Raw genomic sequence first — 15953 nt, forward strand, 5'->3', positions numbered from 1 at the left:
AGGCAACAAGGCCAAGCTTCAAGCGACGCACAACCAACAATGACACAATTAATAACTAATGAATATCGAATATGCAAGAACTCATCAATCGCGCGCACCCTCAGACCAAACAGGTAATTGATTAATTTTGTCCAGGGTTATATCTACATACTTTTTACCGTCCGCCGCTAGATTTTCCCCAAAATATCCCTCATCGCCGTCGTGCTTGTGATGGCCGCTCAAAACTTCTGCATAGTGGCCTTGCAAACGAGCTTGATTGAAAGGAGAAGTCGCGTACCAGTACCAGCGACTCGGAAAAACTATGCCACCAATATCCTCAATTGAATCGCGAGTGCCGCGAAGGTGGAAAATGCGATCGGCCTCTGCAAAACCATTTTCTCCCGAAAACACGCCCCCAACCGAAACAACCGTAATTTCTGCCTTCAGCCATTCTTTAAGATAGCGAGTAGCACCCAAAGCAACTTGGGCGCCGCCGCTAGTGCCAATTAAAATAACTTTCAAAGGTTTTTGAGGATTAACTGAAATGGGAGATTGAGCATTCATGCGATCTATAATTGCATTAGCAATTCCCTGATTGTATGCAAAGCCATAGCGATAATCTAGAGAAATTGCAAACCTCCAGAGATTGCGAATTTTAATGAATATATTCCCCGCAATCGGCCCTTTTTGTGCCTGTTCTGCAAACCGCCAAAAAGGAGCTAGCCACCGTTCTCCTCCTAAACTTTTGTTAGACGCTGAATAAGGAAAAACATCGCCCACTGCTACGCACTGCGGGTGACTTTTCACTAAACGCTTGAGAAAAAACTCTTCACCAGGGGTTAATTCATCCCCCGAAAAATCGCCAACTCCCGGTAAAAAGATGATATAACAATTGATCTGCGAAGACTTGCGGGCTTCTAAATTGCCCTTGTTTGAGGGCAATATCTCCGGCGGATTTTTCTTGATACCCAAAGTTTCGGCACTTTGATTCAGCCACCATATAACAGTTCCCACCGGCGAAAGAATGCCCCAAACTAACAGGATTACACCTGCGATGATCAACAAATTTAAACTTCCCCCGCGCAGCCATGCAAGTATCCGTAAAATCAATCTTAGCATTTAATAAAATCTGGTAGAATGCCAATTAATTACCTAATTACGTACAAATAGTTCGGTGATTCTGCTGTATTAGAGCTTATTTTGTAAAAGTTGTCAACTATCTTGAGGAGCAGGAGTTCAACGTGAAGGGAGAAGATTCAATTGCAGGCTTGGGGGTAACGCTTTGGAACGCACTTTCATTGAACGGCAATTTTTACGAAAAAACTCCCTACACTCGCAGAACTAAGCGGATAGCTTTAACAATTGTAATTTTAGCTGCGCTGTCCCGCGTGTTGGGCAGCGCTGTCATTTTGTTAATCAATCGAACTGAGCTATCAGTGTTATTTTTAGCACTTTGGATAGATGGTTTGGCAGTCGCGGGGGGTTATTATTTTTGGACTTTCACTATCTTTAAAATCGGGGAGTGGCTGAAACCGGGACACGTAACTTATGGGGAGTTGCTGGTTCCGATCGGCTTTGCTTACGCGCCCCAAGTGCTGAATTTCTTAACCTTAATTCCCTTGCTGGGAGAAGGAATTGAGCGGATATTAGCTGTCTGGAGTTTGCTAGCTGTAATTGTGGCGGTTCGCCAAGGTTTGGATATTCAAACTCGCTGGGCGGTGTTAATTTGTTTTGTGGGTTGGCCGTTGATTCAAATTGCGATCGGCTTTGTGAAAGTAATTGAGCAGTTGCTTTCACGATGGCTTTAATTCATAAATACGGCAGCAATATAGTAAACTCGCTGCCCTCTCCCGGTTCCGACTTGCAAATTAACTTTCCTCCATGCTGTTCTACCACAATTTGATAACTGATAGACAATCCCAAACCAGTCCCCTTACCTACCTCTTTAGTAGTAAAAAACGGGTCAAATATTTTACCCAATACCTCCGAACTCATCCCAACACCATTATCTACAATGCGAATCGCTACTTGATTTCCTTCGGCGACTTCAGTGCAAATCTGAATTGTCGAGTCAAATTCTTTCCCTCTTTTTTCGCGAGACAAAGCATCAATAGCATTAGTCAGTACATTCATAAATACCTGATTAATTTCTCCCGGATAGCAGTTCACTAAAGGCAAATTGCCGTACTCCTTGAGCACTTGAATATCAATTAATTTGCGATCCAAAATCATCAAGGTGCTGTCGATACCTTCGTGGAGATTAACCCATTTTCTATCTGATTCATCTAGACGAGAAAAGTTTCGCAGCGACAGCACAATATCGCGAACTCTCGCAGCGCCAACTCTCATTGACTCTATCATTTTAGTGAAATCAGTCATCAAAAAATCTAAATCTATTTGCTCTGTTTCATTGACTATTTCTTGCACGGGATTTGGGTAATGATTTTGGTATAAACGTAGTAAATGTAGTAAGTTTTCAGCGTATTCCTTGGTGTAATATAAATTTCCATAAATAAAGTTAATCGGGTTATTAATTTCGTGAGCAATTCCCCCGACCACTTGCCCTAAACTGGACATTTTTTCACTTTGAATTAGCTGCAATTGAGTGTGGCGAAGTTCTTCCAATGCAGTATGCAATTTCTCAGTTCTTTGCGCTACTCGCGTTTCCAGAATAGTATAAAAACGGGCATTTTCTAGAGAAATAGCTGCTTGTGCAGACAGGATTCCCAAAATTTCAAGCCTGTCGCTAGTAAAAGCACCTTTGGTTAAATTATTTTCTAAATAAAACATTCCCGTCAGGTTGCCTTGATGGATAATTGGCAATACCAGAATAGATAGGGGTTGATTGCTCGCAATATACGGGTCATATTGAAATTGATCGGATCGGGTAGCATCGTCTAAAACCAAGTATTTTCTGGTTCTTTCTACATAGTTAATTAAGGAAATGGGCAGAATCTCAGATTCGGCAATCGGCAGAGATTGCAACAGAGTTACATCATTAAACTCACCTGTAAGTCCAGCTTCTATGAAGAATTGATTACCTGTCTTGGCAAGAAATAATACTTTTTGAGCGCCTGCGTTTTCCTTCACAAGCTGTACGAGTTTCTCTAGCAAGCGGCTGAGGATAATTTCGCTCGAAACAGCTTGAGATGCTTTGACAACAGTTGGGAAATCCAGCACCAAACTATTGTTGATAGTAGTTGTGGCAGTCGTGACAACATTTTTAGATATTGCTTCTTGATGACGCTCAACTAAATAATGATAACGGGATTCTAAGTATTTAACTTTTGCTATAGCTCCCCAGCGGATGTAGGCATAATAAGCTTTTGTCACATAAGTTCGAGCAATTATCTCTTTATCCAAAGATTGATAAAACTCTCCCGCTAATTCATAAGCTAATGCTTCTTCTTGGATGTAACCGTTAGCAGCCGCTCCTTTAATAGCTAAGTCATAATAATCCATTGCTGCAAGTTTATCGCTGAATATTCGAGATTTCTCAGCTTCAACTAAGTCGTACTTGTGCTGATAATTCATGGGTGCATGGTATGCCCACTTTTTCATAATTTGCTGATTAGAGTTAACAATAGCTAGGTATGCTTCTTGATTGTCACTGTCAGGATAGTGAGCGAGGAGGGCCAGCGAATAGTAGAAATTGTGTACCCCAACAGTGATTAAGCCGATCGCCCCATCTGCGTATTCTGCCGCTAATTTACCGCTAGCAACAGCCCCAGCATAATCTTTAAGTAAATAAAGCAGCATCAATTTAGCAACATAAGCTGCAAACAGCGACATTCGATTATTTTCTTTCTGCCAACGCGACATCACAGCAGGTTCATCCAACCTGTCGCTAACTAACCGTACTTCCTCTGCTGTTTGGCTTCTTAAGCTGGAAGCAAGTAATTGCCAAATCTTAGCATAACCTATGGCAAATTCGTGTTTATTTTTTATCAAAAATTCCAGATATATGGCTTGTTTTTCTTTGACAGACTCTAGCGGTTCTCCAACCAAAAATAAATTGGTAATATAGTGCTTACAATTATAAATAGCCCATTCTAAATCACCACTTTCCACACCAAAGTTCATTCCTTGGAGAAAGGAAGCAAGTGTATTCTTAGTAGACTCTTTCCAGATTCTTATATGACCATTAAACATTACATAAACCTTAGCTTTCTGTTGGCTAGCATTAAATTGTTCTAACAGCTTTAAAGCGATTAGCCCAGCGTAGTAGCCAGCTTCGATGTCGCCTTCGATGCCGCACAGCATCATTCCATAAAGAGTATAGGGAAAAGTAGCTAATGCTGAATGACCGCGATCGATACAAAGATTGACCATAGTCAAGACGAGGGAGGAAACAATTTCTGGTTTGGCAATATAAGCAGGAGGATAGAGGGCTGTCAGGATTTCCATAGTTGCCAGTTGATAAGGATCTGTCATAACTGGCAGGTTTTCTAATTCCTCAATTCGCGGCAATTTTGGCACTGCAATGGTTTTGTTATCTAATAGGTTTACTCCCAGCATTTCCAGCACTTCTAGACCTGTTTCAACAGCTTTTAGCATCTGGCTTTGAGCCTGATAAAATATGATTTTTAGCTGATACACTTTTACTATGTCAAGCTGGTTTTTAGCCGATCGCAAAACCACTTCTGCCAAAACTTCTGCTTGCTCAAAGTTGGTGTTTAAATATTCCGCTTCCAGTGTCTCTACATACAGCCGCAGCGTCATGCTATAGTTGCAATCCCAGCTATCCGGTGCTAATAAGGAAATTCCCACATTCAAATACTTAACAGCGGGTTCATAAGCGTTAGCTGCTTTTGCCTTATGCCCAGCAATTAAATTTAATCCTGCTAACTCATCTTTTTCTGATTGCAGGCTGAGACAATCAATTCCTACATTCAACTGGTTGATAATATCAAAAATTTTCTCTTCTACTTTATCGGGTGGCGTATTTTCAAACAGCAATTTACCGATGCTAAGATGAGTGGCTTTCTTTTCGTCATCAGGAATCAGCGAATATGCAGCTTGCTGGACGCGATCGTGCAAAAATTTATAGCTGACTCGCGAAGAATCGAAAGTTAAATTAGCTGCTGCTTCTCCATCTAAAAATAAAGGAATGAGGTAACTCTCATTCAATGGAAGTATTAACCCCGCTTGCAAAGCATCCCAGAGTTCAGTTGCAGTGACTGATGGAGATTTTTCGTTGACAGTAGAGAGAACATCTAAAGTGAATTTGTCCCCAACACAAGCGGCCAATTTCAACACTTGTTGGGTAGTCTCTGGCAATTGTTGAATCCGACTGGCTACCAGTTCAACTACACTCTTATCTATGATGCCAATAGCCTGAATCTCCTCAATGTTCCACTGCCACTGCCCTTTTATTCCGGGAGACAGCAGCCGGGTAAAGTCAAATCTCAAAAGTTTTTCTTGATAAAGAGTGTTGAGCAATTGCGTCAAGAAAAAAGGATTCCCACCACTCTTATTCCCAATTAACTCCGCTAAAGGTTGAATTCTTTCTGAGTCATTCAATGTCTCAGAAATCAACTCAGTCACCTGGGCCAAAGAAAGAGGTTCCAGCACTAAATTCTTGAGAATAATCCCCGTTTCTTGAAGGTACTCTACTGTTTGCATTAAAGGATGTGTAGAGCTAACTTCATGGTCTCGATAGGCTCCAATTAATAGTAAATATTTGCTATCTGGGTCAGTCGCCAGCAACTCCATTAATTTCAAGGTTGCTGAATCTGACCACTGCAAGTCATCGATAAATATGACTAAAGGATGCTCTTTTCGCGCGAATACGTGGATAAATTCTTTGAATAGCCTGTTAAAGCGGTTTTGTGCTTCTGTGGGGGCAAGTTCCGCAACCGCAGGCTGTTTGCCAATTACCAATTCTAGTTCGGGAATCACGTCAATAATTACTTGTCCGGCATCGCCTAGTGCGGCTAAAAGTTTATCTTGCCAATCTTGTAATTTTTTGATATTTTCCGTAAGTAACTGCTGGATCAAAGATTGAAAAGCTTGAATTAAAGATGCGTAAGGTATATTCCGCTGGAATTGGTCAAATTTACCTGAAATAAAATAACCCCGCTGTCTGGTGATGGGTTTTTGAATTTCGCTAACTACGGCCGATTTCCCTATACCTGCATAACCAGAAACTAGAATCACTTCAATTTGGGAAGGGGAATAATTTTCTTCGCAAGGATTAGCTACACGTTCAAATGCTGCCAATAGTTCGCTTACTTGTGTTTCCCGCCCGTACAATTTTTGAGGAATCAACAACTGACTCAATATATCTAAGTTTCCGGGCGTAAAATCGACTATCTTGCCTGTAGTTTCTAACTGATGTAAACAAATTTCTAAATCGGCTAACAATCCGCCGGCTGTTTGATATCTATTTTCGGCATTTTTAGCCATTAATTTCATCACAATTTGTGAAATTGCTGGTGGAATGTCGGAATTAATTTGCCCCGGTAAAATTGCTTGAGAAGCGATGTGACTGTAAACTATTTCTAACGGGTCGTTACTCATAAATGGTAATTGACCTGTCAGCATTTCATATAAGGTAATACCGAGAGAATAAAAGTCGGTGCGGTAGTCGAGGGTGCGGTTCATTCTCCCGGTTTGTTCGGGAGACATATAAGCAAAAGTACCGATTATAGAGTTAATATTATTTATTTGGGGATTTTCTTTGGTTAATCGTGAAGCAATCCCGAAATCTGTCAGTTTAATAATTCCTGTTTCGCTGTTGATGATGATATTGCTAGGCTTAATATCTTTGTGAATAATTTTTTGAAGGTGCAGATATTCTAAGGCTTTTATGAGTTGGATGCCAAACCTCAAACAGGTGATGACTTCGAGCTTTTTTCTGGACATGAGGCGATCGAGAGATTCGCCATTAAAGTCTTCTAAAAGCAAGCCGAGACGGTTGTCAAAGGTTTCTAGGCTAAGGACTTTAACTAGGCCCGGATGGTCTAAATGTTGGCGAATGCGATACTCGTGCTTGATCCGGGTAATTGCATCGAGGGTGGGATATTCAGCTTTCAGGATTTTGAGTACGGTTGTATCCTGGTGGGTGGGGATTTTTCCTCGATAAATAATTGTTTCGATACCTTCGTGGAGAGTGGAGTGGATTTGGTATTGCGAGAGAAATTGCATGGAGTTCTGCAGAGAGTTGAAAATATATCTGATTCTAGTCGCTATTCGCTGTTGACTGTTGGCTGTTGGCTGACGGCACTACCACCCTCAACCGTCAAAAGTCTTGACATGGCAACTGTTATATGCTTAATTCAACCATGTACTTAGGCCAACAAAAATCAAGCTTTATTTACTCGGACAAGAATCTATTTAGAGATAAAATGATAGTATTCATGGAATCAAGCCATTTTGCTACTATTATTCTCAATTAATATCCGATCGACAGCGGACGGCAACCACACCCCTACTATTCGGCTCTCCGCACTGTCCCTACCCCTTTAGCAAGATACATTGTTAGAGAAGGAAATACACAAAAATTTACATCTATAATTTGTGTAGTGTTCCAAATCGCTCCTCACCAGCAGCGATACAGCCCTCGCCAAGACAGTAGGATAGAAAAAATATGTTTGAACGCTTTACAGAACAAGCCATTAAAGCAATCATGCTAGCCCAAGAGGAAGCGCGACGCCTCGGTCACAATTTTGTAGGCACCGAGCAAATCCTCCTGGGACTCGTCGGCGAAGGCACTGGCATCGCTGCAAAAGTATTACTGGATATGGGCCTCAACTTGAAAGAGGCGCGCAATGAAATCGAAAATATCATCGGTAGAGGTTCCGGGTTCCTCCCGCCGGAAATTCCTTTTACGCCCCGCGTCAAGCGCATTTTTGAGACGGCGCTGAACGAAGCGCGGCAGTTAGGCCACAATTACATCGGCACCGAGCACATCCTGCTAGGGCTGATTCAGGACGATGAAGGGGTGGCGGCGAAGGTGCTGCAAAACTTGGGGATCGATCGCCAGAGAGTCCGCACGCAGGTAATTCGTGCCGTGGGAGAAGTCGCGGCGGTACCCGGAGGCAGAGGAGATAGCGGCGATCGCAAAATCCCGACTTTAGAAGAATTTGGCACAAACCTGACCAAGTTAGCCGCAGCCGGCAAACTCGATCCCGTCGTGGGCCGCGAAAATGAAATCGAGCGCGTGATCCAAGTGCTCGGCCGCCGCACGAAGAACAATCCAGTGTTAGTAGGCGAACCGGGAGTCGGCAAAACAGCCCTCGCCGAAGGCCTAGCCCAGCGAATTGTTAACAGAAACGTCCCGGAAATTTTAGAAGACAAACAAGTAATCAGCCTCGATATGGGTTCGCTGATTGCTGGTACAAAGTTCCGAGGCGAATTTGAAGAACGGCTGACGAAAATCATGGCCGAAATTCGTGCAGCAGGCAACATCATTCTGGTCATCGATGAAATTCACACCTTAGTCGGTGCAGGCGCAATTCAAGGCAGCATGGACGCCTCCAATATGCTCAAACCAGCCCTTGCCAGAGGCGAATTGCAGTGTGTCGGCGCCACTACCTTGGACGAATATCGTAAGCACATCGAGCGCGACGCTGCCTTAGAACGGCGCTTCCAACCGATCAAAGTCGGTGAACCGAGTGTGGCTGAAACAATAGAAATATTGTACGGCTTGCGATCGGCTTACGAACAGCATCACAGACTGACAATTTCCGACGCAGCTTTAGAAGCAGCAGCAACACTGTCAGACAGATACATTAACGATCGGTTTTTGCCAGACAAGGCGATCGACTTAATTGACGAAGCAGGTTCCCGCGTCCGCGTGATGAATTCACAAACCCCGCCCGAAGTTAAAGAACTCAAAAAGCAACTGCCTGCAGTAACAAAAGAAAAAGATACAGCAGTGCGCGAGCAAGACTTCGACAAAGCTGGAAAATTGCGCGATCGCGAATTAGAAATTGAAGCCGAAATCGCCGAAGCTACGATCAACAAAAGCCAAGTCAAAACTTCTCCCATTGTCACCGAAGAAGACATCGCCCACATCGTGGCTAATTGGACGGGAGTACCAGTCAGCAAGCTGACAGAATCCGAATCGGAATTGCTGCTGCACATGGAAGATACTTTGCACCAGCGCTTGATCGGTCAAGAAGAAGCTGTCAGCGCAGTTTCTAGGGCTATCCGCCGCGCGCGGGTAGGCTTGAAAAATCCCAATCGCCCGATCGCCAGTTTCATCTTTTCCGGCCCCACAGGCGTCGGCAAAACGGAACTTACAAAAGCCCTAGCAACATATTTCTTCGGTTCCGAAGAAGCCATGATTCGGTTAGATATGTCCGAATTCATGGAACGCCACACGGTTTCTAAACTCATCGGTTCGCCTCCGGGTTACGTCGGCTACGACGAAGGCGGCCAACTAACAGAAGCAGTCCGGCGCCGTCCTTACACAGTCATCTTGTTCGACGAAATCGAAAAAGCTCACCCAGATGTCTTCAACATGATGCTGCAAATCTTGGAAGACGGCCGCTTAACTGATGCTAAAGGTCGGACAGTAGACTTTAAGAATACACTGCTGATCATGACATCAAACATCGGTTCGCGAGTAATTGAAAAAGGCGGCGGCGGTCTCGGTTTCGAGTTTGCTGACAGTGCCACAGACGTTCAGTACAACCGCGTTCGCAGCTTGGTAAACGAAGAACTGAAACAGTTTTTCCGTCCCGAATTTATCAACCGCTTGGATGAGATTATAGTCTTCCGCCAGTTGAACAGGGAAGAAGTCAAGCAGATTGCGGACATTATGTTGCAGCAAGTCTTCAGCCGCTTAACCGAACAGGGTATTACTTTGTCGGTGACAGACCGGTTCAAGGACTTGTTAGTTACAGAAGGCTACAATCCCAGCTACGGTGCTCGACCTTTGCGCCGCGCAATCATGCGGTTGTTGGAAGATGTACTGGCTGAGGAAATGCTGTCTGGGAAGCTGAAAGACGGCCAAAAGGCGATCGTTGATGTGGATGAAAACGGTCAGGTTAAGGTAGTGCCCGATGGTTCATCGGAGCCGAAATTGCCCGAATTCGCATTGAGCCATTAATACGCTCTACAAACGGATAAATACTGTTGATTAAAAACCCGGTTTCTCAGAGAAACCGGGTTTTTAATTAAAAAATACCAGTTAAAAAAAGCAACTTATCGATGAATCTAATCCCAGGATTGCAATTGCCCAATCCAATGCTGCACAAAAGCAGAAATGCGATCGCGCCGAGTTTCAAAAGTAGCAGCAATCCAGATAAACACAATCCCAAAAGCCAAACCAATCGCCCATTTAATCAGCGGATAATCGAATATCAGAACCACCAACTGATAGAAAACATTGATTAAAAATACAGCCGTTCCCACAAACAAAAACGCCCGAACTCGCAGCCCCAAACCCGCTGCAATAGCCACCAAACTAAAAGCCCCCGCAACTAAACCGTGGTTTTGCTGAGTCAAAAGAGGCATCCCGCAAATCAGCGCAGTGGCGAGCATTCGCAGAGTGTGGCGCAGCGGTTTTTCTGCTGGTAATTTGAGAGTGCGATCGAACTGAGTAATGTAAAGTAAAGAAAGTCCTAAAGGAGTAACATAAAACTCTGGCTGAGTCAATCCTATTTGCCAGAACCACCGCAGCATTATCCAGTCAATTATCGCCACACTCACATAGGTAAAACGGACTTCCTCCCTTTCCCAAGCCAGGAAAAAATAGAAGGTAGCAGCTATCAGCAAGCTAATCGGATAAAACTTAGCCGGACTTTCCAAAATAGCAACTATTGGAATCAGCGAAGCAATTACCTGCCAAGGTTTTTTTGACCAACCCCAGTTGTCCCAAGGCAAAATGTAAATGAAATAAGCTAATAGAGCAGCGAGGGCAACTTTCCAAGGCCCCAGCGGCCCGGAAATATACTTAACTAAAGGCGTATTGATCCAATAAAGCCGGATGCCAAAGGCTTCTAGCCAGCCCAAGTAAATCCAAATTTCTGCCCATTGGCGATCGAGATTATTTCGCCCTTGCAAGAAAGCATATTGAACTAATAAAGCACCAGTGACTAATCCTAAACTTAAGCCGGACTTAATATCATGGGCAGAAGCTGAAATCAGCAGCAAACTGCTCAAAACCCAGTGCAGGTGAGCAAATATTTTTAACTCTGCATTAGTTAAATGTAAATAATTGCTGAGCCAAGGAGATAAAATGCGATAGATATATGTTAAAGTTGTGCCGAGAGTTGCCAGGACAATTAAGCCATCTCCAAAAGCTCCTCCTGGTGCTTGAAAAAGTCTATAGAGTAGCGATTCGTAAGCAGCAACGGAAACGCCAATTAATCCCAAATAAACCAAAGGTTTGAATTCTGGTTCCCGCCTACCAATGCCGATCGCAATTAAAGACGCACCCAACACAGTTAAACCAGTCCAATTCGCAAAACTGTGCGATCGGAAAGTTAAACCCAATACGCCGTAAACCAAAGGTATAAAATGAATGCTAGGTAAAATTGTTCGATCGCGGTGGCGGCGCCGCCACCAATCCCCCAACAATTGAGTAAACAATCCGAGAGCAATATTAGCCACTGCCAAATTAATCGTCGTGCGATCGACAAAACTCAAACCCACTGCTGTCAATAACTCCAAACTCCAAGCCAAAGCATAAATTGCCAGAGGGGAAAGTTGGCGTAAACTTCGGAAAATTATCGCAGCCATTATCACCAAAATAGCAGCCAAAACTTCAGTAGAGGGCGGGAAAGTCAAGCTACTGGCTGCGTAGAGTTCATAGGAATAAAAAGTAATAGTTGTTAACAGTAAGCCGGCGAGTAAGATGGCCCACCCATCTAAAGCTCGATCGTAAATTTCAGCTAATTGAGAAGGCTCAGGTAAACGGCTGGAAAAACGAACAATCATGCTGCGAACCAACCACAGACACAAAAGAGCGATCGCCCCGGCAATTCCCCAATCCCAACCCGACACAAAACCTAATTGATCGATCGCCGCAGCTACGAAACTCAAGCCAAACCCCACTCCAATCGCAGCCGCTGGTATCTCGACTAAATAGTAAGTATTGACCAACATTAATCCGGCCGCAAAACCCAAACCAATTAACCGATATCCCGGAAAAATAAAAATTAGAACTTGTGCGAATATTAGGGCGATCGTACTAAAGGTACTGGCAACTTTTTTGTGAGGAACCTCAGTATATTTAGCAACAGTAGTCAAAGCCAAAGGAGTCGCCAGCCAGAGCAACCTCCACTGAGGGCGATAAGTGGCAGTACCCGCAATCACATAATTTTGCAACAAGATAAAGCTAAATCCTGCTAATACTAAGCCCAGATACCAGGAACTTTGGAAGCATGCAGGATGCCAGCGTAAAAAGGCAGAGTTTTCTTGGGAATTTGCCGCTTTCATCCAGACAAAAAATACCCATTCACTCGCCATGAATATTAATAATATTGCAGACCAAATATTGGGTGTCAGGTTTGGGAAAAATAAGTCAATTGCCGAAGCGATCGCGCCTAAACCCATAATGTGAGTTAGGGGAACCAAAATTGCCGGATTTCCCGGTTGTTCAGCCGCAGAAGCCTGCCTCGAAACTCGCCGGGAATTATCGGGAATTACGTATTTCCAAGTGATCCAACCTAAAATTAAAGTAGAGACTAATAAATTGAGCGATCGCCAAAACGGATTGACAAAACTAATAACAGTTAAAGCACTCCCCAAACCGAGAGCAAGGTTTTCGCCAAAACTGGCAAGTTGAAACTTTCGCTTGCGGTAGAGCCACTGCGCTGCACTTACCATTAAAATTAAATAAGGCAACAGCAGAACACCCCAAAAAGCCCAAGGAGTTTCCTGAGAGTTTGTAAGCTGAGTTAAAAATGCGGCAACTTGTGTTTTAATCCCTAAAGGAAGCACTCGCCAAAACAGCCAAATACTCTGAAGTCCCACCGCCTCCAGCATTAGCAAATCAAACTCTTGCCAAAACCGCACTAAACGGTTATAAAAAAACCAAACAGCCAATCCGCTAACTGCGATCGCCTGTAGCGGAATGTCGCGAAAACAAACCAGGTAGCCCAAACCCAACAAACCCATTCCCGCTAATTGCCATTTAAAAAAGTTGCTGGGATTTGGCTGGTCGGATATATTGTTTTCAATAGTCCCAGATGTGAGGGGGTGCTGCCAATCCAGCCATGCTAAAAGTACGCCACAAATCGCCAAAGCTAAACCCATTTCAGCGAGATTTACATCCTTGACAAATATCGCTCGACCCAGTAAAATTCCTAACGAATAAGCTACTAAAGCTGCTTTTTTGTAAGTCAGAAAATCTCTGCTCAAACTGAAAGCAGCGGGGAATGTTTCAGTATTTCCCCCACGTTGGATAGATTGCAATCGTTGTTGCTGAACTTGATAAACTGTAGTAGCAGCAGTTCCCACTGTACCCACATAAACCGCAGTAAGGGAAAAGCCTGCCAATGCCCAGCCCCAGTGCAAATAACTCAATCCCAAGTGATTTAGGGCGATCGATCGAGTGATGTTTTTTCCTGAAAAGCTTTGATATTGATATTTGATAATCCGGGCAGTTATCCAAGTCAAAATAAGTGCCGCTGCAATTGCTACCGCCCAATCCCAAGGATACCGCCACAATCCAAAAGTATCCATCGCCCAAAAATTGATCGGCACTAGCAACAGCGTCACTTCTTGCAAAGTTTGAGCAGTCAAGTGCAAATTCTGCTGTCTGTTTGCCCAACTGCTAATCGCCCAAAAGGTTAAAGTATAAGCTAACAAAACTCCATATTGTCCGGCGGCAGGAAATCTTTCCCACTGACTGGCAGCTAAGACTCCAGAGGAGACAACTACCATGAACACTCCTAAAAACAACAGCCACACCACGCTAATTTCTGCCATTAGCGAGTGCAAAATTTGAGCGATAAAATTAGGGGTTTGAGTAGTTTCTGTGGGCCTAGCAACGCTTTCTCTGCGGCTAGGTACTGTTTGAGGCGTTGATAAGGCAGGTACTTTTGGCTCGGCAATAGGATCTCGCAGGTTTTCTATTTCAGAAAAATCTACAGCGGGATCTCTGAGTGGGCAGACTAAATACTGTCGGCACAATTGCTCAACCTCAGCGGGCGAAAGTAAACCTAGCCGCAGCCACGCATCTAAACCTGTCAACAACTCAGGATGCGACGCTAAGACGCTCAATTCTATTTTGCTCGATCGATCTTTGGGAGACGACATTGGCTTAAACTTGTACTAAGTACCTTCCAGCTATAGCCTAGATTAATGTCGAGCGAATATGGCAAAATACCGCCATCGCAATTGGCACAATAAGTATTTATAACTAAATATCTGTCGCAGCCAGTGTCAACCTGTGAAAAAATACCGCTGATGGGCCTAAACCAGCGTGCATCAGCGGTGAAAAACTCCAAATTAGGACACAGCAGCGGTGTCCTTACCGATGATCGACATATTTCAACAAAGTGTCCACACTAGCATTGTGGTCTATGAAAGAAAACAAATGTTTGAAGAGGAGTTTTCCATCAGCATCCAAAACAAACTGAGCAGGCAAAGGAGCACCTAAAGCCTGACCGACTTGATAAGCCCGAAAAACTTGACAGCCTGGATCAGAAAGCAGAGGCATTTTCAAGCCTAAATCTCTAACCACTATTTGGCTTTGGCGATCGTCGGTACTGGCAACCATCAATAATTCTATATTGCGATCGGCAAATTTTTCCCAGTTTTCATTCAAAGCTTTAATGTGAGGAAAACAGAAAGGGCAATATTGCTTTTCTGTAAAAATCCGCGTAAAAGCCAGAATTACAGGCTTATCGCCCCGATAATTCGACAGCCGCACCAATTTGCCATTATTAATATCCGGCAATTCAAAATCTGGCGTCCTCTGTCCCAGCTTCAGAACATTACTCGCCGGAACAGGCAATAAATTTTGGAAAAACCGCTCATTTAACAAGCCGCTAAAATTAGTAGAAGTCAGCATATTTCCTAATTGGGTAATTGCTAATTGCTAATTGGTAATTAAAAATCCGCTTAAATAAATGCCTCTGCGGGTACGGACACGGCAGCGCCGTGTCCCTACAAATATAATCGGCTTAAACCGCAGCAAAGAATACCTTAGACTTGACAGGATCGGGAGTCATGGTCTTGTCACCGGGCTGCCAGCCGGCGGGACAAACTTCATCGGGGTGAGACTGGACGTGTTGGATAGCTTGCAGAGTTCGGAGAGTTTCGTCCACGTTGCGGCCGAAGGCAAGATTGTTGATAGTAGAGTGTTGGATGATGCCTTCTTTGTCGATGATGAACAGACCTCGGAGGGCAATGCCTGCTTCTGGGTCTAGGACGTTGTAGGCCGAACTAATTGTTTTTTTGAGGTCAGCAACTAAGGGATAGTTGAGGTCGCCAACACCGCCAGCTTTGCGGTCTGTTTGTATCCAAGCGAGGTGAGAGAATTCACTGTCCACGGATACGCCGAGGATTTCGGTATCGATTTTTTTGAAGTCCTCGAAGCGATCGCTAAATGCTGTAATCTCAGTTGGGCACACAAAGGTGAAGTCCAAGGGGTAGAAGAACAGGACTACATACTTTTTGCCTTTATAGTCGGACAGTTTCACTGTCTTGAATTCCTGATCCACTACGGCTGTCGCTGCGAAATCGGGTGCAGCTTGACCAACCCGGAGGCATTCACTGGTCATAGATTTTGTTTCCTTTTTTACGAACTGTTACAAATATATCATACTCATAACGACTACAAGTATCTTCTCGATCGATCAAAAAAATACGCTCTCAAATTTGAGAGCGCAGTTTTTTTGATTAAATAATGGCTCAGGCGGGATTTGAACCTGCGACCTTGGGCTTATGAGTCCCCTGCGCTAACCACTGCGCCACTGAGCCAAATCTACTTCACGATTTACTATCGTAGCACGGTAGGGCTAGCTATGTCTTGTTTTCAAACAACACTATTTCTAATGACTTCAAGTAAA

The 15953-nt window shown here is 43.9% G+C and carries 7 protein-coding genes and 1 tRNA gene; 2 read left to right on the forward strand and 6 right to left on the reverse strand.

From position 1 onward, the window contains the following. Positions 1-84: 84 nt before the first annotated feature. Positions 85-1098, reverse strand: a complete 1014-nt coding sequence (locus QUB04_RS13320) for a hypothetical protein (RefSeq protein WP_333284867.1) — start codon at positions 1096-1098, stop codon at positions 85-87. Positions 1099-1220: 122 nt separating this feature from the next. Here QUB04_RS13320 and QUB04_RS13325 point away from each other — a divergent pair, with 122 nt between their 5' ends. Continuing rightward, positions 1221-1787, forward strand: coding sequence for a hypothetical protein (locus QUB04_RS13325; RefSeq protein ID WP_333284869.1), 567 nt, complete (start codon positions 1221-1223; stop codon positions 1785-1787). Between the two features lies 1 nt (position 1788). On the opposite strand, the gene QUB04_RS13330 is transcribed toward QUB04_RS13325, so the two are convergent. Continuing rightward, positions 1789-7128, reverse strand: a complete 5340-nt coding sequence (locus tag QUB04_RS13330) for an AAA family ATPase (protein WP_333284871.1) — start codon at positions 7126-7128, stop codon at positions 1789-1791. 442 nt (positions 7129-7570) lie between these two features. Here QUB04_RS13330 and QUB04_RS13335 point away from each other — a divergent pair, with 442 nt between their 5' ends. Then, on the forward strand, positions 7571-10039 hold the full coding sequence (locus QUB04_RS13335) for an ATP-dependent Clp protease ATP-binding subunit (RefSeq protein WP_333284874.1): 2469 nt from the start codon (positions 7571-7573) through the stop codon (positions 10037-10039). Between the two features lie 107 nt (positions 10040-10146). On the opposite strand, the gene QUB04_RS13340 is transcribed toward QUB04_RS13335, so the two are convergent. From QUB04_RS13340 to QUB04_RS13355, 4 genes are all read right to left on the reverse strand, one after another. Then, a complete protein-coding gene (locus QUB04_RS13340) occupies positions 10147-14196 on the reverse strand; it encodes a hypothetical protein (RefSeq protein ID WP_333284876.1) in 4050 nt (1349 codons plus the stop codon). Positions 14197-14410: 214 nt separating this feature from the next. After that, positions 14411-14953, reverse strand: a complete 543-nt coding sequence (locus QUB04_RS13345; protein ID WP_333284878.1) for a redoxin domain-containing protein — start codon at positions 14951-14953, stop codon at positions 14411-14413. 112 nt (positions 14954-15065) lie between these two features. Further along, entirely contained in the window at positions 15066-15665 is a 600-nt protein-coding gene (locus QUB04_RS13350) for a peroxiredoxin (RefSeq protein ID WP_333284880.1), read from the reverse strand. Positions 15666-15791: 126 nt separating this feature from the next. Beyond that, positions 15792-15864, reverse strand: a tRNA-Met gene (locus tag QUB04_RS13355). Between the last annotated feature and the right edge of the window lie 89 nt (positions 15865-15953).

Source organism: Microcoleus sp. D2_18a_B4 (assembly GCF_036702475.1).
Lineage (GTDB): Bacteria > Cyanobacteriota > Cyanobacteriia > Cyanobacteriales > Microcoleaceae > Microcoleus.

What these genes read in the sequence shown, in the direction of transcription:
- QUB04_RS13320 (WP_333284867.1), bottom strand. Translation starts at nt 1,098, where the DNA reads ATGCTAAGATTGATTTTACGGATACTTGCATGGCTGCGCGGGGGAAGT.
- QUB04_RS13330 (WP_333284871.1), bottom strand. Translation starts at nt 7,128, where the DNA reads ATGCAATTTCTCTCGCAATACCAAATCCACTCCACTCTCCACGAAGGT.
- QUB04_RS13335 (WP_333284874.1), top strand. Translation starts at nt 7,571, where the DNA reads ATGTTTGAACGCTTTACAGAACAAGCCATTAAAGCAATCATGCTAGCC.
- QUB04_RS13340 (WP_333284876.1), bottom strand. Translation starts at nt 14,196, where the DNA reads ATGTCGTCTCCCAAAGATCGATCGAGCAAAATAGAATTGAGCGTCTTA.
- QUB04_RS13345 (WP_333284878.1), bottom strand. Translation starts at nt 14,953, where the DNA reads ATGCTGACTTCTACTAATTTTAGCGGCTTGTTAAATGAGCGGTTTTTC.
- QUB04_RS13350 (WP_333284880.1), bottom strand. Translation starts at nt 15,665, where the DNA reads ATGACCAGTGAATGCCTCCGGGTTGGTCAAGCTGCACCCGATTTCGCA.